The sequence below is a fragment of the Streptomyces sp. NBC_00385 genome (assembly GCF_035917155.1).
GTDB lineage: Bacteria > Actinomycetota > Actinomycetes > Streptomycetales > Streptomycetaceae > Streptomyces > Streptomyces poriferorum.
In genome coordinates this window covers 7,571,928-7,590,228 of the sequence record NZ_CP107951.1, presented here as the reverse complement: position 1 = coordinate 7,590,228, position 18,301 = coordinate 7,571,928, and the positions used below count along the sequence as shown (strand labels likewise).

At 73.3% G+C, this 18,301-nt stretch carries 16 protein-coding genes; 8 read left to right on the top strand and 8 right to left on the bottom strand.

The features are described 5' to 3' along the window. Positions 1 to 14 precede the first annotated feature (14 nt). From OG959_RS33830 to OG959_RS33815, 4 genes are read right to left on the bottom strand one after another with little or no spacing between them, the layout of a single operon-like run. Complete coding sequence (locus OG959_RS33830; protein ID WP_326664598.1) at positions 15 to 1,172, bottom strand: acetyl-CoA C-acetyltransferase; 1,158 nt, start codon at positions 1,170 to 1,172, stop codon at positions 15 to 17. A 32-nt stretch (positions 1,173 to 1,204) separates the two neighbouring features. After that, a complete protein-coding gene (locus OG959_RS33825; protein ID WP_326664596.1) occupies positions 1,205 to 1,807 on the bottom strand; it encodes a TetR/AcrR family transcriptional regulator in 603 nt (200 codons plus the stop codon). Beyond that, a complete protein-coding gene (locus tag OG959_RS33820) occupies positions 1,804 to 2,589 on the bottom strand; it encodes an SDR family oxidoreductase (RefSeq protein WP_326664594.1) in 786 nt (261 codons plus the stop codon). The genes OG959_RS33825 and OG959_RS33820 overlap by 4 nt, the downstream gene beginning before the upstream one ends. Continuing rightward, positions 2,586 to 3,752 carry an acyl-CoA dehydrogenase family protein gene (locus OG959_RS33815; protein ID WP_326664593.1) on the bottom strand — a complete coding sequence of 389 codons (1,167 nt, stop codon included), beginning with the start codon at positions 3,750 to 3,752 and terminating at the stop codon, positions 2,586 to 2,588. The genes OG959_RS33820 and OG959_RS33815 overlap by 4 nt, the downstream gene beginning before the upstream one ends. Before the next feature lie 46 nt (positions 3,753 to 3,798). On the opposite strand from OG959_RS33815, the gene OG959_RS33810 reads away from it, so the two are divergent. From OG959_RS33810 to OG959_RS33780, 7 genes are all read left to right on the top strand, one after another. Then, a complete protein-coding gene (locus OG959_RS33810; RefSeq protein ID WP_326664591.1) occupies positions 3,799 to 4,647 on the top strand; it encodes an enoyl-CoA hydratase in 849 nt (282 codons plus the stop codon). Further along, positions 4,647 to 5,822, top strand: coding sequence for an acyl-CoA dehydrogenase family protein (locus tag OG959_RS33805; protein ID WP_326664589.1), 1,176 nt, complete (start codon positions 4,647 to 4,649; stop codon positions 5,820 to 5,822). The genes OG959_RS33810 and OG959_RS33805 overlap by 1 nt, the downstream gene beginning before the upstream one ends. Beyond that, positions 5,822 to 6,814, top strand: a complete 993-nt coding sequence (locus tag OG959_RS33800; protein WP_326664587.1) for an acyl-CoA dehydrogenase — start codon at positions 5,822 to 5,824, stop codon at positions 6,812 to 6,814. The genes OG959_RS33805 and OG959_RS33800 overlap by 1 nt, the downstream gene beginning before the upstream one ends. Next, positions 6,811 to 7,884, top strand: a complete 1,074-nt coding sequence (locus tag OG959_RS33795; RefSeq protein ID WP_326664585.1) for an acyl-CoA dehydrogenase family protein — start codon at positions 6,811 to 6,813, stop codon at positions 7,882 to 7,884. Before OG959_RS33800 ends, OG959_RS33795 begins: the two co-directional genes overlap by 4 nt. Before the next feature lie 35 nt (positions 7,885 to 7,919). After that, a complete protein-coding gene (locus OG959_RS33790) occupies positions 7,920 to 8,708 on the top strand; it encodes an SDR family oxidoreductase (RefSeq protein ID WP_326664584.1) in 789 nt (262 codons plus the stop codon). Between the two features lie 130 nt (positions 8,709 to 8,838). Continuing rightward, the gene (locus tag OG959_RS33785) at positions 8,839 to 9,657 is read left to right on the top strand and encodes an ABC transporter ATP-binding protein (RefSeq protein WP_326664582.1); all 819 of its coding nucleotides are present in this window, start codon (positions 8,839 to 8,841) and stop codon (positions 9,655 to 9,657) included. Continuing rightward, the gene (locus OG959_RS33780) at positions 9,654 to 12,161 is read left to right on the top strand and encodes an ABC transporter permease (protein ID WP_326664580.1); all 2,508 of its coding nucleotides are present in this window, start codon (positions 9,654 to 9,656) and stop codon (positions 12,159 to 12,161) included. Before OG959_RS33785 ends, OG959_RS33780 begins: the two co-directional genes overlap by 4 nt. A gap of 21 nt (positions 12,162 to 12,182) precedes the next feature. On the opposite strand, the gene hsaA is transcribed toward OG959_RS33780, so the two are convergent. The 4 genes from hsaA to OG959_RS33760 all read right to left on the bottom strand — a co-directional run bounded on the left by hsaA (position 12,183) and on the right by OG959_RS33760 (position 17,498). Next, entirely contained in the window at positions 12,183 to 13,349 is a 1,167-nt protein-coding gene (gene hsaA, locus OG959_RS33775; protein WP_326664579.1) for a 3-hydroxy-9,10-secoandrosta-1,3,5(10)-triene-9,17-dione monooxygenase oxygenase subunit, read from the bottom strand. 42 nt (positions 13,350 to 13,391) lie between these two features. Then, positions 13,392 to 14,975 carry a FadD3 family acyl-CoA ligase gene (locus OG959_RS33770; protein WP_326664578.1) on the bottom strand — a complete coding sequence of 528 codons (1,584 nt, stop codon included), beginning with the start codon at positions 14,973 to 14,975 and terminating at the stop codon, positions 13,392 to 13,394. A 57-nt stretch (positions 14,976 to 15,032) separates the two neighbouring features. Beyond that, positions 15,033 to 15,827: an SDR family NAD(P)-dependent oxidoreductase gene (locus OG959_RS33765; protein ID WP_326664577.1), complete on the bottom strand. Its 795-nt coding sequence runs from the start codon at positions 15,825 to 15,827 to the stop codon at positions 15,033 to 15,035. A gap of 105 nt (positions 15,828 to 15,932) precedes the next feature. Continuing rightward, a complete protein-coding gene (locus OG959_RS33760; RefSeq protein ID WP_326664575.1) occupies positions 15,933 to 17,498 on the bottom strand; it encodes an FAD-dependent oxidoreductase in 1,566 nt (521 codons plus the stop codon). A gap of 176 nt (positions 17,499 to 17,674) precedes the next feature. Here OG959_RS33760 and OG959_RS33755 point away from each other — a divergent pair, with 176 nt between their 5' ends. Beyond that, positions 17,675 to 18,286: a TetR family transcriptional regulator gene (locus OG959_RS33755; RefSeq protein WP_326664573.1), complete on the top strand. Its 612-nt coding sequence runs from the start codon at positions 17,675 to 17,677 to the stop codon at positions 18,284 to 18,286. The last annotated feature ends 15 nt before the right edge of the window (positions 18,287 to 18,301 follow it).

The following is an 18,301-nucleotide window of genomic DNA, read 5'->3' as shown; positions in this document are numbered from 1 at the left end:
GCGGACCCGGCCGCTCAGAGCCGTTCGATGACGGTCACGTTGGCCTGGCCGCCGCCCTCGCACATGGTCTGCAGGCCGTAGCGGCCGCCGGTGCGCTCCAGTTCGTGCAGCAGGGTCGTCATCAGCTTGGCACCGGTGGCACCCAGCGGGTGGCCGAGCGCGATGGCGCCGCCGTTGACGTTGACCCGGTCGGGGTCGGCGCCGGTCTCCTTCAGCCAGGCGAGGACGACCGGTGCGAACGCCTCGTTGATCTCCACGAGGTCCATGTCGCCGATGGACATCCCGGCCTTCTTGAGCGCGTACGCCGTCGCCGGAATGGGCGCCGACAGCATCCGGATCGGGTCCTCGCCGCGTACGGAGAGGTGGTGGATGCGGGCGCGCGGGGTGAGGCCGTGCTCGGCGACGGCCCGCTCGGAGGCGATGAGCAGGGCCGAGGCGCCGTCGGAGACCTGCGAGGAGACACCGGCCGTCAGCCGGCCGCCCTCGACGACGGGCTTGAGGCCGGCCATCTTCTCCAAAGAGGTGTCCCGGCGCGGCCCCTCGTCCACCGTCACGTCGCCGTACGCCACGGTCTCCCGGGCGAACCGGCCCTCGTCGATGGCGCGGGCGGCCCGCTGGTGCGAACGGAGCGCGAAGCGCTCCATGTCCTCGCGGGAGATGCCCCACTTCTCCGCGATGAGTTCGGCGCCGTGGAACTGGTTGACGGGCGCGTCCCCGTAGCGGGCGCGCCAGCCCTCGGAGCCGGCGTACGGGCCGTCGGTCAGACCCAGGGGCTCGGCGGCCTGGCGGCTGGCGTAGGCGATGGGGATCATCGACATGTTCTGGGTGCCGCCCGCGACGACCAGGTCCTGGGTGCCGGACATGACTCCCTGGGCGGCGAAGTGGACGGCCTGCTGGGAGGAGCCGCACTGCCGGTCGACGGTGGTGCCGGGCACCTCCTCGGGGAGACCCGCCGCGAGCCAGGCGGTGCGGGCGATGTCCCCGGCCTGGGGGCCGACGGTGTCCAGGCAGCCGAAGACGACGTCCTCCACCGCGGCCGGGTCGATCCCGCTGCGCTCGACCAGTGCCTTGATGACATGGGCGCCGAGGTCGGCGGGGTGGACGGCGGAGAGACCGCCCTTGCGCCGGCCGACCGGGGTGCGTACCGCTTCGACGATGTAGGCCTCGGCCATGACTGCTCCTTCGTAAGAGAGGTGAGGGTAAATCAGGACGTGGTGGTGATGCCCGCGAGGACCATCGACAGGTACTGGCGGGCGATCTCCTCCGGGCTGTGGGTGCCGCCGGGGCGGTACCAGGAGGCGGCCACCCAGACGGTGTCGCGGACGAAGCGGTAGACCAGCCGGACGTCCAGGTCGCCGCGGAAGGCGTCTTCGGCCACTCCGCGCTCCAGCGTGCGCAGCCAGGCGTTCTCGAACTTCAGCTGGGAGTCGGCGAGATAGGCGAAGCGGGGCTGGGCGGACAGGTGTCTGGACTCCCGCTGGTAGATGGCCACCGCCGGGCCGTGCCGGTCGATCTGCCGGAAGGACTGGGTGACGAGCGCCCCGATGGCCTCGCGCGGCCCCAGTCCGGCGGCGAGGACCGTGTCGTAGCCGGTCCACAGTTCGTCCAGGAAGGCCGAGAGGATCTCGTCGAGCATCGACTCCTTGGAGTCGAAGTGGTAGTAGAGGCTGCCCGCGAGCATCCCCGCCTCGTCCGCGATACGACGGACGGTGGTGGCGTTGTAGCCGTGGGCGGCGAACACCTCGGCGGCGGTCGCCAGGAGTTCGGCGCGCCGTTCGGCGTTCGCGGTCCCGGTGATCGCCTTCACGCCCTCTGGCTGCTGACGGAGACGGTCTCCCCCGTCATGTACGACGAGTAGCCGCTCGCCAGGAAGACGATGACGTTGGCGATCTCCCAGGGCTCCGCGTACCGGCCGAAGGCCTCGCGTTCGGTGAGTTCGGCGAGGAGCTCCGGAGTGGTGACCTTCACCAGGTGCGGGTGCATGGCGAGGCTCGGGGCGACGGCGTTGACGCGTACGCCGAAGTCGGCCGACTCCAGGGCGGCGCAGCGCGTGAGGGCCATGACGCCGGCCTTCGCGGCGGCGTAATGGGCCTGGCCGCGCTGGGCGCGCCAGCCGATCACGGAGGCGTTGTTGACGACGATGCCGCCGGCACCGCTCTCCTTGAAGTGACGCAGGGCGGTGCGGGTGCAGCGGAAGGTGCCGTTCAGGGTGACGTCCAGTACCTTCGCCCACTGCTCGTCGGTCATGTCGACGAGGTCGGCGGTCCCGCCGAGTCCGGCGTTGTTAACCACGATGTCGAGACCGCCGTGGCGTTCGGCGGCGAGCGCGAACAGGGCGTCGACCTGCTGCTGGTCGGTGACGTCGCAGGGCAGCGCGGCGACGTTGTCCGCGCCGAACTCCTCGGCGAGGGCGGCGGCGCTCTCCTTCAGACGGCGTTCGTGGGCGTCGCCGATGACGATCCGGGCGCCCTCCTCAAGGAACTTGCGGGCGGTCGCTCCGCCGATGCCGGCGCCCGCGGCTGCGGTGATCACCGCGGTGCGTCCGTCCAGAAGGGAGTGGCCCGGTACATAGGGCGGCTGCGGGGTCACGGGCGGATCTCCTTGGGCAGGCCGAGGACGCGCTCGGCGATGATGTTGCGCTGGATCTCGTTCGACCCGGCGTAGATGGTGTCGGAGCGGGAGAAGAGGAACAGCCGCTGCCAGTCGTCGAGTTCGTAGGGGGCCTCGGGTGCGGTCATGCCGCCGGCGCCGAGGACGCTCATGGCGAGTTCACCGAGTTCCCGGTGCCAGGTAGCCCAGAAGATCTTCCCGATGGACGCCTCGGGGCCGGGGGCGCCCGCCGCCACGCCGTCGAGCATGCGCAGGGCGTTGAACCGGATGGCCTCCAGGCCCGTCCAGGCGCGGGCGAGCCGGTCGCGGATGAGTGGGTCGTCCGCGGCGCCGTTGCGCCGGGCCAGGCCGATGAGGCTCTCCAGTTCGCGCCGGAAGTCGACCTGCTGGCCGAGGGTGGAGACGCCGCGTTCGAAGCCGAGGGTGGCCATGGCGATCCGCCAGCCGTCGCCGGGTTCGCCGACGAGGTGCGCGGCGCGGGTGCGGGCGCCGTCGAAGAAGACCTCGTTGAACTCGGAGGTGCCGGTCAGCTGCTGGATCGGCCGGATCTCCACTCCCGGCTGGTCGAGCGGGACCAGCAGGTAGGACAGCCCCGCGTGGCGGGTGGAGCCCGGTTCGGTACGGGCGACGACGAAGCACCACTGGGCGTCGTGGGCGAGTGACGTCCAGGTCTTCTGCCCGCTGACCACCCAGTCCTCGCCGTCCCGCTCGGCCCTGGTCCGTACGTTCGCCAGGTCGGACCCGGCGTCCGGCTCGCTGTAGCCCTGGCACCACAGCTCCTCGACGGCGACGATCGGCGGCAGGAAGCGGGCCCGCTGCCCGGGCGTGCCGAACGCCACCAGGGTCGGGCCGAGCAGCTGCTCCCCGATGTGGTTGACCCGCGCGGGAGCGTCGGCCAGGGCGTACTCCTCGTGGAAGGCGACCTGCTGCTCGATGGTCGCGCCCCGGCCTCCGTGCTCCTCGGGCCAGCCCACACACGTCCAGCCCTCGGCGGCCATGTGCCGTTCCCAGGCGAGCCGTTCGGCGAATGCCTCGTGCTCACGGCCGGGTCCGCCGCGGCCGCGAAGGCCCGCGAAGGCGCCGGTGAGGTTGGCGGCCAGCCAGCCGCGGATCTCGGTGCGGAACTCCTCGACGCTGCTCATGGGGGTACGTTAATCTACCAAACACTTGTTAGGGAAGGAGGGGCCGATGTCCGCTGCCCACGACGAACCGGTGCGCTACGAGAAGCGGGGCCCTGTCGCGACGGTCACCATGAACCGGCCCGACTACCGCAACGCGCAGAACTCCGCGATGACCTACGCCCTGGACCGGGCGTTCTACCGCGCGGCCGACGACAGCGAGGTGAAGACCGTCGTCCTGGCCGGGGCGGGCAAGCACTTCTCCGCCGGCCATGACATCGGGACCCCGGATCGGGACGCGCATCTGCCGTTCGAGCGCCGGGCGGGACTCTGGTGGGACCACTCGGACAAGGAGGGCGCGGAGAGCCGCTTCGCCCGCGAGTCCGAGGTGTATCTGGGGATGTGCCGCCGCTGGCGGGAGCTGCCCAAGCCGGTCATCGCGTCCGTGCAGGGAGCGTGCGTGGCGGGCGGCCTGATGCTCGCCTGGGTGTGTGACCTGATCGTGGCCTCGGAGGACGCGTTCTTCGCCGATCCCGTGGTCCGGATGGGCATCCCGGGCGTCGAGTACTTCGCCCACCCGTGGGTGATGCCGCCACGGATCGCCAAGGAGTTCCTCTTCACCGGTGACCGGATGAGCGCGTGGCGCGCGTACGAGGTCGGCATGGTGAACCGGGTCGTCTCCCGGGACGAACTGGCCGGACGCACGGAGGAGTTGGCACTGCGCATCGCGGAGATGCCGCGCATGGGCCTGGCGCTGACCAAGCGCGCGGTCAACCAGGCCGAGGACCTCCAGGGCATGCACACCGGAATGGACTCGGTGTTCGGCCTGCACCACCTGGCGCACGCGCACAACGCCGAGACCGCACCGGACGCGCTCGGCGGCATGGACATCCGGGCGATGAAGAAGGCGGGCGCCTGATGGACCTCGATTTCGACGCGGCCGACGAGGCGTTCCGTACCGAGGTGCGCGACTGGCTGGCCGCCCACGTCCCGGCCGCTCCCCTGCCGTCCCTGGAGACCGCCGAGGGCTTCGCCGCACACCGGGAGTGGGAGGCGACCCTGGCCGCGGACCGCTGGTCGGTGGTCTCCTGGCCCGAGGAGTTCGGCGGGCGTGGCAGTTCCCTGCTGCACTGGATGATCTTCGAGGAGGAGTACTACGCCGCAGGCGCTCCGGGCCGGGTCAGCCAGAACGGCATCAACCTGCTGGCACCGACCCTCTTCGAGAACGGCACCGCCGGGCAGCGGGCCAGGATCCTGCCCGCGATGGCACGCGGTGAGGTCATCTGGGCCCAGGCCTGGTCCGAGCCGGAGTCCGGTTCGGACCTGGCCTCGCTGAAGTCGACGGCCGTGCGGACCGAGGGCGGCTGGCTGATCAGCGGCCAGAAGACGTGGTCCTCGCGGGCGGCCTTCGCCGACCGGGCCTTCGGGCTGTTCCGCAGCGACCCGGACGCGGACCGGCCGCACCGCGGGCTCACGTATCTCATGTTCCCGCTGGACGCCGACGGCGTGACCGTACGGCCCATCGGGCGGCTCGACGGGAAGCCCGCCTTCGCCGAACTCTTCCTGGACGAGGTGTTCGTACCCGACGAGGACGTCATCGGCGAGCCCGGCCAGGGCTGGCGGGTCGCGATGAGCACCACCGGCAACGAGCGCGGTCTCACCCTGCGCAGCCCGGGCCGCTTCACGGCCGCCGCGGAGCGCCTGACCGCCCTGTGGCGGGAGCACGGCGACCCGGCGGACACGGCGCTGCGCGACCGGGTCGCCGACGCGGTGATCGGGGCCCGCGCCTACCGCCTGTTCTCCTACGCGGGCGTCTCCCAGGTCCTGCACGGCGACGGCGGACCCGCCGGGGCCGTCTCCAGCCTCAACAAGATCTACTGGTCCGAGCTGGACATCGCCCTGCACGAGACGGCACTCGACCTGCTCGGTCCGTACGGCGAACTCGCCGACCACGCAACGGAATCGATGGACCACGGCAGCTGGTCCGAGGGCTACACCTTCTCGCTGGCGGGCCCCGTCTACGCGGGCACCAACGAGATCCAGCGCGACATCATCGCCGAGCGGCTGCTCGGCCTGCCGAAGGGGCGCCGCTGATGCGTTTCCTCCTGGACGCCGAGCAACGGGACTTCGCCCGCTCCCTCGACGCTCTGCTCACCTCCTGCGACACCCCGTCCGTCGTACGGTCCTGGGCGGCCGGCGACCACGGCCCGGGGCGTGCCCTCTGGGCCCGGCTGGCCGAGGCGGGAGTGTTCGCGCTCGCGGTTCCGGAGCGGCACGAGGGGTTCGGGCCCCTGCCGCTCGAACTCACCCTCGCCTTCGAGGCACTGGGGCGCCACGCCGTCCCCGGACCCCTGGTCGAGACGGTGGCCGCGGCGGCCCTGCTCGACCGGCTCGCCGACGACGGCGTCGCCGGCGGCCGGCTGCCCCTGATCGCCTCCGGGAAGTCGGCCGTCTCCCTCTGTCTGACCGGCCTCGGCCCGTACGCCCTGGACGCCGACATGGCCGACGCGGTGTTCCTCGTGGACGGCGACACCTTGCGCCTCACCACAGGGGCAGGGGCCGTTCAGCCCTCGGTGGACCCCGCGCGGCGGCTGTCACGGCCGTCCGGCGGGACGGTCCTCGCCCAGGGTCCCGCGGTGGCCGCCGCCGCCGGGTACGCCGCCGATGTGGCCGCGCTCTCCACGGCTGCCCAGGCCCTCGGAGCCGGACGGACCCTGCTGGCCCGCACGGTCGAATACGTCACCCAGCGCAGCCAGTTCGGGGTGGCGATCGGCTCCTTCCAGGCGGTCAAGCACCGGCTGGCCGACACCCTGCTGGCGCTGGAGTTCGCCGGGCCGCTGGTGCACGGCGCCGCGCTCGCCCTCGCCGCGGGCGACGAGGGGGCGGGCGGGGACATCGCCGCGGCCAAGGTCACGGCGGGCGAGGCCGCGTACGCGGCGGCGCGCACGGCTCTGCAACTGCACGGCGCCGTGGGCTACACCGACGAACTCGACCTGTCCCTGTGGATCCGCAAGGCCCGCCCCCTGCGCGACGCGTGGGGCACCCCGGCCGCCTGCCGGGCCCGCGTCGTGGGAGCGGACCGATGAGACCGACACAGGAGCAGGAAGAGCTGCGCACCGCCGTCCGGGCGCTTCTGACACAACATCAGGGTCAGTCCGCCTGGACGCCGTTGGCCACGCAGATCGGTGCGGCCGGTCTGACGGTGCCCGAGGAGTACGGCGGGGCAGGCGGCGGCGTCCGCGATGTCCATGTGCTGATGGAGGAGCTGGGCCGGGCCCTGAGCCCGCTGCCCTGCCTGGGCTCCGCAGTGCTCACGGTGGGAGCGCTGCTGGCCTGTGCCGACAAGGAGGCGTGCGGGCGGCTGCTCCCGGGGCTCGCCGAGGGCGCCTCGGTCGGCGCCCTGGCCTGGGCGGAACAGGGTTCCTGGGACCACGAGGCGATACGCGCCGCGGCGGTCCGGCCCTCCGACGGCGCCTGGCTGATCACCGGGACCAAGGAGCACGTGCTGGACTGGCCCGGCGTGGACGTCCTGCTCGTCGCCGCCCGTACCGCCCACGGGGTGTCGCTCTTCGAGGTACCACCCGGCGCCGCCGGGGTCCGCCGGGAGCCCGTCGTCACCATGGACGGGACCCGGGCCCAGGCCCGATGGGTGCTGGACGAGGCCGAGGGACGCCTGCTGGGCGTCGACGGCGACGGCGGGCGGTATCTGGACCACGTGCGGGATCTGGCCTGCACGGCACTGGCCGCGGAGCAGGTGGGCGCGGCCGGGCGCTGTCTGGAGCTCACCGTCGAATACGCCAGGAACCGGGTCCAGTTCGGACGGCCCATCGGTTCCTTCCAGGCGGTCAAACACCGGCTGGCCGACGCCTACGTCCTCGTGGAGTCGGCACGTTCGGCGGCGCTCGGTGCCGCGTTCGCCGCCGACGAGGACCCGGGCGCGCTGCCGCGGGCCGCCGCCGTCGCCAAGTCCGTCTGCTCCGAGGCGTTCTCGGCGGTGGCCGGCGAGATGATCCAGCTGCACGGCGGGATCGGGATCACCTGGGAGCACGACGCGCACCGCTACTTCAAACGGGCCCACGGATCGGGCGAGCTGTTCGGGCCGCCCGCCCGCCACCGGGCGCGGCTCGCCGCCATGCTCGGCCTGACCACCCACTGAGCAGATCCCAGCAGACGGAAGAAGGGGCGCAACACATGGACATCGGCCAGCCGTTGGACTTCACGGGGCACGTGGTGCTGGTGACCGGCGGCACCAAGGGAATCGGTGCCGCCATCGCCGGGGCGTTTCTCGGTGCCGGGGCGGACGTGGTGGTCTGCGGCCGCACCACCCCCGACACCCTGCCCGCGGCCGGGCGCCGGGAGGCGGTCTTCGTCCCGGCCGACGTACGCGATCCGGCCGCGGCGTCCTCGCTGGTGGACACCGCGGTGGAACGCTTCGGCCGGCTCGACGTGGTCGTCAACAACGCGGGCGGTTCCCCGGACGCCGACGCCGCCACCGTCTCGCCACGGTTCGTGGAGAAGATCGTCGCGCTCAACCTGCTGGCGCCGTTCTACGTGTCGCAGGCGGCCCACCGTGTCATGAGGGCCCAGGAAGGTGGCGGTTCGGTCATCAACATCGGCAGCGTCTCCGGCCAGGACCCGCAGCCGGGCACCGCTGCCTACACGGCGGCCAAGGCCGGGCTGCTGGCCCTCACGAAGGCGCTGGCCCTGGAATGGGCTCCGGCGGTCCGGGTCAACCACATCACGACGGGGCTGATCCGCACCGAGAGCGCCGCGTCGGTCTACGGCCCGGACGGCGGCGCTGCGGTGGCGGGCGTCATCCCGATGGCGCGGATGGCGGTGCCGGCGGATGTCGCCCACGCCTGTCTGTTCCTCGCGGGCGGCCTGGCCGGGTACGTCAACGGCGCGGACCTCGCGGTGCACGGCGGCGGGGAGTTCCCCGCCCGCTACCTGGCGGCGAAGACGGCCGGCGGCCCCGGGTGACGTGACGGCCCCGCGCCGCCCGGCCTCGGGTTATCCCCACCCCGGATCCGCCAGCAGCCGCCATGGTCCCGCCCGCACCGTGATCCGTAGCGTCGGAGTCATCGGCTCGAAGGATCGTGAGGGGACGGACATGAGGCTGCGCCGCGGCGGACGACAGGGGACGGACGAGCGGCCGGAGGCCCCCCGGGGTGCACCCGGTCCCGCCGTCGAACTGCGCGGCGTGCGGCGGCAGTACGGCCGCGGCGCCGGTGCCGTGCACGCGCTGGCTGGCGTCGACCTCGCCCTCCCGCGCGGCACGTTCACCGCGGTCATGGGCCCGTCCGGGTCCGGCAAGTCCACGTTCCTGCAGTGCGCCGCGGGACTGGACCGGCCGTCGGCGGGCTCCGTGCGCCTCGGCGGCACGGAGATCACCGGCATGGGCGAGAACGAGCTCACCGAGTTGCGCCGCAGCCGCGTCGGTTTCGTCTTCCAGGCCTTCAACCTGCTGCCCTCGCTCACAGTTGAGCAGAACGTGCTGCTGCCCATGCGCCTGGCCGGTCGGCGCCAGGACCGCCGCCGAGCAGCCGCGATGCTCACCCGGGTCGGGCTCGCCGACAAGGCCAAGCGCCGCCCCGGCGAGCTCTCCGGCGGCCAGCAGCAGCGCGTGGCCATCGCCCGCGCCCTGGTCACCGCCCCGGACGTGGTCTTCGCCGACGAACCGACCGGGGCCCTCGACACCGGCACGGCCGCCGAGGTCCTCGGCCTGCTCCGGCACGCGGTGGACACCCTCGGCGCCACCGTCGTCATGGTCACCCACGACCCGGCCGCGGCCGCCTGGGCCGACCGTGTGCTGTTCCTCGCCGACGGCGCCTTCGCCGGCGCCCTCGACCGCGGCTCGGCGGAGCAGATCGGGGCACGGATGGCCGCGCTCACCTCCCGTCCCGGCCCGATGGCGGGGGTCGCGGCGTGAGCCGTCTCGCCCCCAACGGCCTCGCCCGGGCTGCCGTGCGCTTCAGACCGGCGTCGTTCGCGGGGACCTTCGTCGCGCTGATGATGGCGGCACTGATCGTCTCGGCCTGCGGGATCCTCCTGGAGACGGGCGCCCGTGCTTCGGTGCCCGCACAGCGGTACGCGCGGGCGCAGGTCGTCGCGGCGGCGGACCAGTACGCCCGCCTCGTCACGGGCAGCGGCGACAGCCGCTCCGAGTCGGCGAGCCCACTGCCGGACACCGCACGCGTGGACACCGCGCTGGCCGGGAAGGCGGTCCGCGCGCCCGGCGCACGGGCGGCGGTGCCGGACTTCACGTTCCCGGTGCTCCTGAACGACGACGCGCTGACGGGACACGGCTGGGGATCACACGCCTTCACCGGCGCCGCGCTGACGTCCGGGGCCGCGCCCCGGACCGGCGAGGTCGTGCTCGACGGCGCCGCCGCACGGGCCGCGAAGGCCGGCGTCGGCGACACCGTCACCCTCGAAACCGCCACCGGCCGGGCCGTCTTCCGTGTCTCGGGGCTGGCGAAGGCCGGCTCCGGCGACAGGACCGCGGGCGCCACGGGCTGGTTCACCGACGGCCAGTCCCCCACGCTCGCCGGGCATCCCGGCAAGGCCGACGCCATAGCCGTACTGGCCGGGGAAGGGGCGTCGCCGGCGGACACCGCGGCCCTCGCCGCCGGAGTGAAGAAGGCGCTCGCCGGCTCCGGCGCCGAGGTGCGCACCGGCGCCGGCCGCGGCGCCGTCGAGGACCATGGACTCGCGTACGCCAGGGAGACGCTCACCGGCCTCGGCGGATCCTTCGGCGGGATCGCCGCTCTGGTCGCCGTGTTCACGATGTCCGGCACGATCGCCCTGTCCGTCGCCCAGCGCGCCCGGGAGTTCGCCCTGCTGCGGGCCGTCGGCGCCACGCCGCGGCAGATCCGCCGCGCGGTCGCCTCCGAAGCACTGCTCATCGCGCCACTGGCCGGGATCATCGGCTGCCTGCCCGGCATCGGACTCGCGCACTGGTGGTTCGCGCAGCTGAAGGACCGCGGGGCCGTCCCGGACGCGGTGGACCTGCGCGTCTCCTGGATCCCGCTCGTCGTCGCCGTCGGCATCGGGCTGCTGACCGCGCTCGTCGCGGGCTGGGCCGCCGGGCGCAGGCCGGCGAGGACCAAGCCGGGGCAGGCGCTCACCGAGGCTTCGGTGGAGCGGCTGCGGCCCGGCGTGATCCGTACCGTGCTGGGTCTGGGCGCTCTCGTGGGCGGCTCGTTCCTCACCGTCGTGGCGGCCCGTTCGGCCGGGGACGACTCCGCCAACGCCGCCCTCGGTGTCGTCATGCTGTTCATGCTCGCCGTCGCGCTGCTCGGCCCGTTGGTGGCGCGGCTGTGCGCGGCGCTGTCCGGGCTCGCGCTGGACGCCCACGGCGCCGCCCCGGCCGCGCTGGCCGCCGCCAACTCCCGTACGAGCGCCCGCCGACTGGCCTCCGCCATCACGCCGATCGTGCTGGCCATGGCCTTCGCCTCGACGCTCTCCTTCATGCACACGAGCGAGACCCACGTCGCGGCGCGGCAGTTGCGCGCCGGTGTCACCGCGGACCATGTCGTCACCCACCCCGCCGGGCTGCCCGCCGACGCCATCGGCCGGGCCTCCCGCGCGCCAGGCGTCGACGCGGCCGTGGGTCTGCTCGAAACGCAGGTGCTCGTGCCCGTCGGGTCGGGCGGCGACCGGTGGCTGCAGGGCTCGTCGGTCCAGGGCGTCACCGGTTCCGGCGCGCAGCTCGCACAGGTGCAGGATCTCGATGTGCGCGGCGGCAGCCTGGACCGGGTCGGCAGGGGCCGCGTCGCCGTCGACAGGCTGCTCGCCGCGTCGGCAGGGGCCGGGGTCGGCGACCGGCTGGTGATGTACCTTCCGGACGGCACGAGGACCAGCCCCGAGGTCGTCGCCGTGTACGGCCGTGGGCTCGGCCTCCCCTCGGTGACCATGGACCAGGTGTCCCTGGCCCGCCATGTCACCTCGGGCTTCACCACCACGCTCCTGGTGCGTGGCGGGGACGCGAAGGCCCTCGCTCCGCTGGGCACGGTCACCGGCGCGTCCGGCTACGCGGTCGAGCGGACCACCGACCGTGCGCTCAACGCCTGGGCGAACTACACGATGGCCGGGGTCCTCGGCGGTTTCGCCGCCCTTGCCGCGGCCAACACCCTCGTGATGACCGTGCTCGACCGCCGCCGCGAGCTCGGCATGCTCCGCCTGGTCGGCGCCACCAGGCGCCAGGTGATGGCCATGCTGCGCTGGGAGGGCCTGCTGGTGGCGGTGGCCGGCATCGTCCTCGGCACAGCCATCGCCGCGGCCACGCTCATCCCGATGACGCGCGGCCTGACCGGCGAGGCGCCGCACGTGCCCCCGCTCGTCTACGGGGCCTTCGCCGCGGCCGCGGTGGGCATCACCCTGCTCGCCGTCACCCTCCCGGCGCGGGCGGTGCTCCGCGAACGGCGGGGCTGACGCGGGCCTCCGGTCGCGCGGTCAGACCAGATTGTCCTCGACCGTCAGGCCGAACGCTCCGCGCCCGTACATCGCGAGGGCCCGTTCCACGTCGTTGGCGACGTGGACGCTGCCCGCGTGGGCGTCGCGCCAGGCGCGTTCGACGGGGTTGCCGCGCCGCAGCGCGTTGCCGCCGGCGGTCTTGAAGAGCAGGTCGATCGCGGCGACGGCCCGTTCCGTGCCCCGGACCTGGTCGCGCCGGGTGCGCAGCCTCAGCTCCATCGGTATCTCCCGTCCGGCGGCGGCGAGTTCGAGCAGCTCGCCCATGTTCCGGTCCATCTGGAGCACGGACGCGTCGATGTCGGACGCGGCGCGCGCGATGGCGACCTGGGCGAACGGGTCCTCGGCGAAGTTCCCGCCGCCCAGGCTGAGCCGCACCCGCTCCTTCATGCGCGCCACGTACGAGGCGTATCCGCCCGATACGGCCCCGAGCACCGGCGCGGTGACGGCGCTGGTGAAGATCGCGCCGAACGGCAGCCGGTACAGCGGTCCCGGGTTGACCTGCTGTCCCGGCACCTTCAACTGTGCCTGTTCGTAGTTGCGGAGCACCCGGTGCGCGGGGACGAACGCCGTCTCGACGACGACGTCGTTGCTGGCGGTGCCACGGAGCCCGACCACGTCCCACATGTCCTCGATGCGGTAGTCGGCCCGGGGCACCAGCACCGTGAGGAAGTCCACCGGCCGCCCCTGTGCCCCGACGACGAGGGCGCCGAGCAGCGCCCACGAGGCGTGCTCGCAGCCCGAGGAGAAGCTCCACCGGCCGGCCAGTTCGTAGCCGCCGTCGACGGGGGTGAGCCGGCCCACGGGTGCGTACGACGAGGAGATGCGGGTGTCCGGGTCCTCGCCCCACACGTCCTGCTGCGCCTGCTCGGGGAACAGGCCGAGCTGCCACGGGTGGACGCCCAGGACGGATGCGACCCAGCCCGTGGAGCAGCACACCGCGGAGATCTCCCGCACCACCCGGTAGTAGTCGACCGGATCGCTCTCCAGGCCGCCGAACCGGGACGGCTGGAGCATCCGGAACACCCCGGCCCCGGACAGCTCACGGATCGTGGCGGCCGGGATGCGCCGTGCCTCGTCCGTCGTGACGGCCCGCTTCTCGATGGCCGGCAGCAGGGCGCGTACCGATTCCAGAACCTCGTTGCCCATAGTCCGTCCTCCATACCCTTGTCGCCCGGTGAGGCGTGTCGGTCAGACCGTCCGCAGGACGGTCTTGTCCACCTTTCCGGTGGCATTGCGGGGAAGGGCCCCGAGGATGACGACCTCGCGCGGGACCTTGAAGTTGGCGAGCCGCTCGCGGCAGTGGCCGACGAGCTCGTCCGGCCCCGTCCCGGTGCCCGGCCGGATCGTCACGTACGCGCGTCCGACCTCGCCGAGCCGCGCGTCCGGAACCCCGACCACGGCGGCCTCGGCGACGGCGTCGTGGCCGGTGAGTACCTGCTCGACCTCGGCCGGATAGACGTTGAACCCGCCGACCACGAACATCTCCTTGGACCGTCCGGTGATCACCAGGTTGCCGCGGGGGTCGAGGTGGCCGATGTCGCCGGTGTCCAGCCAGCCGTCGGCGTCGATGACCGCCGCGGTGGCTTCGGGATCGTCGAGATAGCCGTGCATCACGTGGTAGCCGCGTACCAGGATCCGGCCGTCCTGCCCGGCCGGCAGCGGGCGCCGGCCGCCGTCGGCGACACGCACCTCGGTGCCGTCGATGGGACGGCCGGCTGTCAGGGCCACGGTCTCGGCGTCGTCGTCCGCCGAGCAGACGGTGACCGTGCCACAGGTCTCGGTCAGTCCGTACGCGGTGAGCACCTCGGGGAAGAGTTCGGCGCGCATCCGCCGCACGAGGGCGACGGGGACGACGGCCGCACCGGTCACGGCCAGCCGCAGCGACGACAGGTCGAAACGGTCCCTTCCGGGCGCGTCCAGCAGTTCCGTGTAGATCGTGGGCGGGCCGGGCAGTACGGTGATCCGCTCGGCCTCCACGGCGCGCAGCGCCCGGTCCACGTCGAACACCGGCTGCACCACCATCGTGGCGCCGCGGAGCAGGCACGCGAGTACGCCTGCTTTGTAGCCGAAGCAGTGGAACATCGGGTTGATGACGAGGTAGCGGTCGTCCCCCGTGACTCCGGTCCGGCCGCTCCAGGCCCAGTAGGTGGCGAGGTTCTGCCGGTGCGTGGTCAGGGCGCCCTTGGGCCGGCCCGTCGTACCCGAGGTGAAGAGCAGGTCGGAGGGGGCGTCGGGGTGGACGGCGGCGGTACGGGCCGTGGCCTCGGCGTCCGGGACGTCTGCGCCGCGCCCGAGGAACTCCTCCCAGGGCAGGGTGCCGGGCGGGGTGGTGGCATCGAGGGTCACCACGTGTTCCAGCGCGGCCGGCCGGGGTTCCGGGGCGCCCTCGTCCCCGGTGGTCAGCATGGACACGTAGTCCTTGCCGAGGAATCCGTTCTCGACGAACAGCAGGCGTGCCCCGCTGCGTCGCAGGAGCAGACGCGCCTCGGCGCCCTTGTACCGGGTGTTGACGGGGACCAGCACCGCGCCGGCCGATGTGGTGGCGAGTGCGGCGACGATCCAGTGGTGGCTGTTGGGCGCCCAGACGGCGATCCGGTCGCCGGGCCGGATACCGAGCGCGAGGAGCGACTTCACGGCCGCCCTCACCGCTGCGTGCAACTGGCTCCAGGTCAGCCGTACGTCACCGTCCACGACCGCTTCCCTGCCGGGGTGCCGCCGCGCGGCGAGGTCGAGTACGCCGGGAAGGGTGAGAGGGTGCTCGGTTTCGCTCATCTGCTCTCCGGGAGGGGACGGGACGGACGGCCGGCGCGGACAGGTTCTGACCAGCCGTCAAGAGGACGGCGGGAGAATCTTCTTGGAGGCCTCGTGTGCGGCGAGGGCGAGTTCGGCCCGGGGGAAGCCGCTGCGCTTCTCGGCGGCCGCCGCATTGCCGCCGGCCACCAGAACGGGGCCGTCGGCGAGGTGTTCCAGCCCTTCCCGGGCGACGTCGTCCGGTTCCGCGACCCGCAGACCGGGCAGGTCCATACGCAGCCCGGCGCGCTCCATCGCGGGGGTCCGGGTCACTCCGAGGACGAGTTCCAGGACGTGCACACCGTGCGGCCGCAGTTCCAGCCACAGACCCTCGGCGAAGACCCGGCTGAAGGCCTTGGCCGCCGAGTAGATGCTGATCTGCGCCTGACCCAGGTATCCGGAGAGCGAGCCGACCAGCATGATGCCGCCCCGGCCGCGCTCCTTCATCAGGGCGCCGAAGTGGTGGGTGAGGGCCAGTTGCGCGGTGATGTTGAGGTCGAGGACGCCCTGGACGCGGGCCAGGTCGCCGGTGACGAACTCGTGGCCGTAGCTGTTGGCTCCCGCGTTGAAGATCAGCAGACCGACCTCGAGACCGTCGGTGACCGCACGGACCGCGGCGAGGGCCCCGGGGTCGAGCAGGTCCAGTTCGAGTGTGCGCACCTCGACGCCCTTGGCGCGCACCTTCTCGGCGGTCTCGTTCAGGGGGCCCGGCTTGCGGGCGATCAGCACCAGGTTGATCCCGGCGTCCGCGAGCCGGCCGGCGAACGAGGCGCCGACCCCCTCGGAACCGCCGGCGACGACCGCCCAGGGCCCGTACACGTTCTTGTCGGTCATCGAGTACCTCTCTTGTCCTGGCCGCCGCGGTGCCGCGACCGTAAGGCGCCCCGCCGGGGCGCGCCCCGGGCATCCCACTGGCCGGGATGCCCGGGTCCGGGCCGCTCAGACGGCGTCGCCGGGCTGCCCTGCCATGTGCCGGACGGCCAGGGATGCGAAGACCATGGCGGTGCCGATGGGGATACCGGGGCCGGGATAGACGCCACCGGTGAACGAGGCGCTGGTGTTCCCGGCGGCGTACAGGCCGGCCAGCGGGCGGCCGTCGGTGTCCAGGACGCGGGCGTCCACGTCCGTGCGCAGACCGCCCTTGGTGCCGAGGTCGGCGAGGACCACCCGGGCCGCGTAGTACGGCGGCCGGTCGAGCGGGACCAGGCACGGGTTGGGTCCGGGGGCGTTCTTCCTGTCGGCGAAGAACAGGTCGTACGGGTCCTCGCCGCGGTGGTGGTCCTCGTCGGTCCCCGCCGCCGCGAAGGCGTTGAACCGGCCGACGGTGTCCGCCAGGGTGTCGGACTCCACGCCGATGAGCGAGGCGAGCTCCGGCAGCGATTCCGCCCGGACCCAGGTGCCGGCCGCCAGATGGTCCGCCGGGTCGGCGGGAGGGACCGTGATGGCGGGCAGGGCGCCGCCCTCGCGGGAGTCGAAGATCAGGTGGACGGGTGCGTCCGAGCCCGCGTGGGCGGCGATGGCACGGCCCATGCGGTCGTACGGCAGTGACTCGTTGGCGAACCGCCGGCCCGAGCCGTCCACCATCAGGCCGCCGCGCAGACCGAGGGTGAACGCGGCCGAGCCGTCCGGCAGTTCGGTCCCCGGGCACCACCAGGCCTCGCCCATGAGGCCGGTGGCGGCACCGGCCGCGAGGGCGGCGCGCAGCAGCTCGCCGGTGTTGGTGCCGCGGGGCGCCATGCTCCGGGCGGCCCCGCCGGGCAATCTGTGCTCGGTGCGCAGGGCGTCGTCGCCCTCGAAGCCGCCGGCGGCCAGCAGCACGCCGCGGCGGGCCCTGATCCGGACCGTGCCGTGCGGGGTGCGTGCTTCGACGCCGGTGACCCGGCCGTCCTCGGTGACGAGAGCGGTGACGTGGTGCTCGGTGCGGACGAGCGCGTTTCCGGTGCGGGTGGCGGCGAGCAGGAGGCGTCCGATCAGGGCGCGGCCCGCGGTCAGCGGCGCGCCGGCGGGGTGCCCCCGGCCCGCACGGTCCCGGTCGATCGCCGGACGGACCAGGGGCAGGAGCGCGCCGAGCAGCTCCGGGTCCAGGTCCAGCGGAACGAAGGAGCGCCCGGCGCCCATCCGGCCGGGGGCGGCCACGTAGTCGGGGAAGGCGCGCCACTCGAACTCGATCGCCGGATCGCGTTCGAGCCGGCTCACCAGTTCGGGGGCGTGGCGCAGGAAGGCGGTCCTGCGGGGCGCTTCGGCGTCTGCGGTGAGCGCGCGCAGATAGGTGTCGGCCGCTTCGGTGGAGTCGCCGAGCCCGGCGCGTTCCTGCACCTGGGTCCCGGGCAGCCAGCAGGCGGCTCCTGAGTAGGCTGAGGTGCCGCCGAGCAGCGCCGTCCGTTCCAGTACGACGGTGTCGAGGCCGTCGCCCGCGGCCACCAGGGCCCCGGTCATCGCTCCCGCCCCGGATCCGACGACGATCACGTCGTGGGTGGCGTCCCAGTCCTGCCGGCCGTCCTGCATGGGATGACCCCTCCTGCCGCTCGGTGGTGTGCGTCCTCAGCAGACCCGTTCGGGGCCGGGATTCGCGGGTCCGGTCCCGCTGAGCGGTACGGCGGCGCGAGCGCACCTGACGCGTGGCCGGGCCCGGCGTATTGTCTGTGCAGCTGTAGACACCACCGAGCTCCGGGAGAGAGTGCGTGCCCAGAATCGCCGAGGCCAGGGCCGGGGCCGAGCCCAGTTCGCCCCGGCAGCGCGCACGCCGTCAGAGCATCCTGAAGGTGGCGGCGGACATCGCCGCCACGACGGGTCTCGAACGGGTGCAGATGCAGGAGGTCGCCAAGTCGGCCGGCGTCGCCATCGCCACCCTGTACCGGTACTTCCCGTCGAAGACCCATCTGTTCACCGCGCTGATGGCCGACCAGATCGAGGGATTCGCGGCCCGGGTGCCCGATCGCCCGGCAGGCACCTCGCCCGAGGACGCCGTCTTCGAGACGCTGGGCAGCGCGACGCGCAATCTGCTGCGCAGGCCGGCCCTCGCCACGGCGATGATCCAGTCGGCCAACGCGGCCCGTGCCTCGACGGTCCCGGACCTGGCGCGGATCGACTCGGGGTTCATCGATCTGCTGGTGCGGGCCTGGGGCGTGGAGGAGCCCACGGATCACCACATCACCCGTCTGCGGCTGCTGGTCCTGCTCTGGTACGGGGTGCTGCAGTCACGGCTCAACGAGCGGCTCACCCCGCAGGAGGCCGACGCCGATCTGCGGATGGCCTGCCACCTCCTGCTCGCCCCGGAGACGGACGCCGGCTGACCCGCCTCGCCGGCG

Bases quoted from the DNA above. Each gene is read 5' to 3' on its own strand.
- OG959_RS33830 (WP_326664598.1), bottom strand. From the start codon at position 1,172: ATGGCCGAGGCCTACATCGTCGAAGCGGTACGCACCCCGGTCGGCCGG.
- OG959_RS33815 (WP_326664593.1), bottom strand. From the start codon at position 3,752: ATGAGCAGCGTCGAGGAGTTCCGCACCGAGATCCGCGGCTGGCTGGCC.
- OG959_RS33810 (WP_326664591.1), top strand. From the start codon at position 3,799: ATGTCCGCTGCCCACGACGAACCGGTGCGCTACGAGAAGCGGGGCCCT.
- OG959_RS33805 (WP_326664589.1), top strand. From the start codon at position 4,647: ATGGACCTCGATTTCGACGCGGCCGACGAGGCGTTCCGTACCGAGGTG.
- OG959_RS33800 (WP_326664587.1), top strand. From the start codon at position 5,822: ATGCGTTTCCTCCTGGACGCCGAGCAACGGGACTTCGCCCGCTCCCTC.
- OG959_RS33795 (WP_326664585.1), top strand. From the start codon at position 6,811: ATGAGACCGACACAGGAGCAGGAAGAGCTGCGCACCGCCGTCCGGGCG.
- OG959_RS33790 (WP_326664584.1), top strand. From the start codon at position 7,920: ATGGACATCGGCCAGCCGTTGGACTTCACGGGGCACGTGGTGCTGGTG.
- OG959_RS33785 (WP_326664582.1), top strand. From the start codon at position 8,839: ATGAGGCTGCGCCGCGGCGGACGACAGGGGACGGACGAGCGGCCGGAG.
- hsaA (WP_326664579.1), bottom strand. From the start codon at position 13,349: ATGGGCAACGAGGTTCTGGAATCGGTACGCGCCCTGCTGCCGGCCATC.
- OG959_RS33770 (WP_326664578.1), bottom strand. From the start codon at position 14,975: ATGAGCGAAACCGAGCACCCTCTCACCCTTCCCGGCGTACTCGACCTC.
- OG959_RS33765 (WP_326664577.1), bottom strand. From the start codon at position 15,827: ATGACCGACAAGAACGTGTACGGGCCCTGGGCGGTCGTCGCCGGCGGT.
- OG959_RS33760 (WP_326664575.1), bottom strand. From the start codon at position 17,498: ATGCAGGACGGCCGGCAGGACTGGGACGCCACCCACGACGTGATCGTC.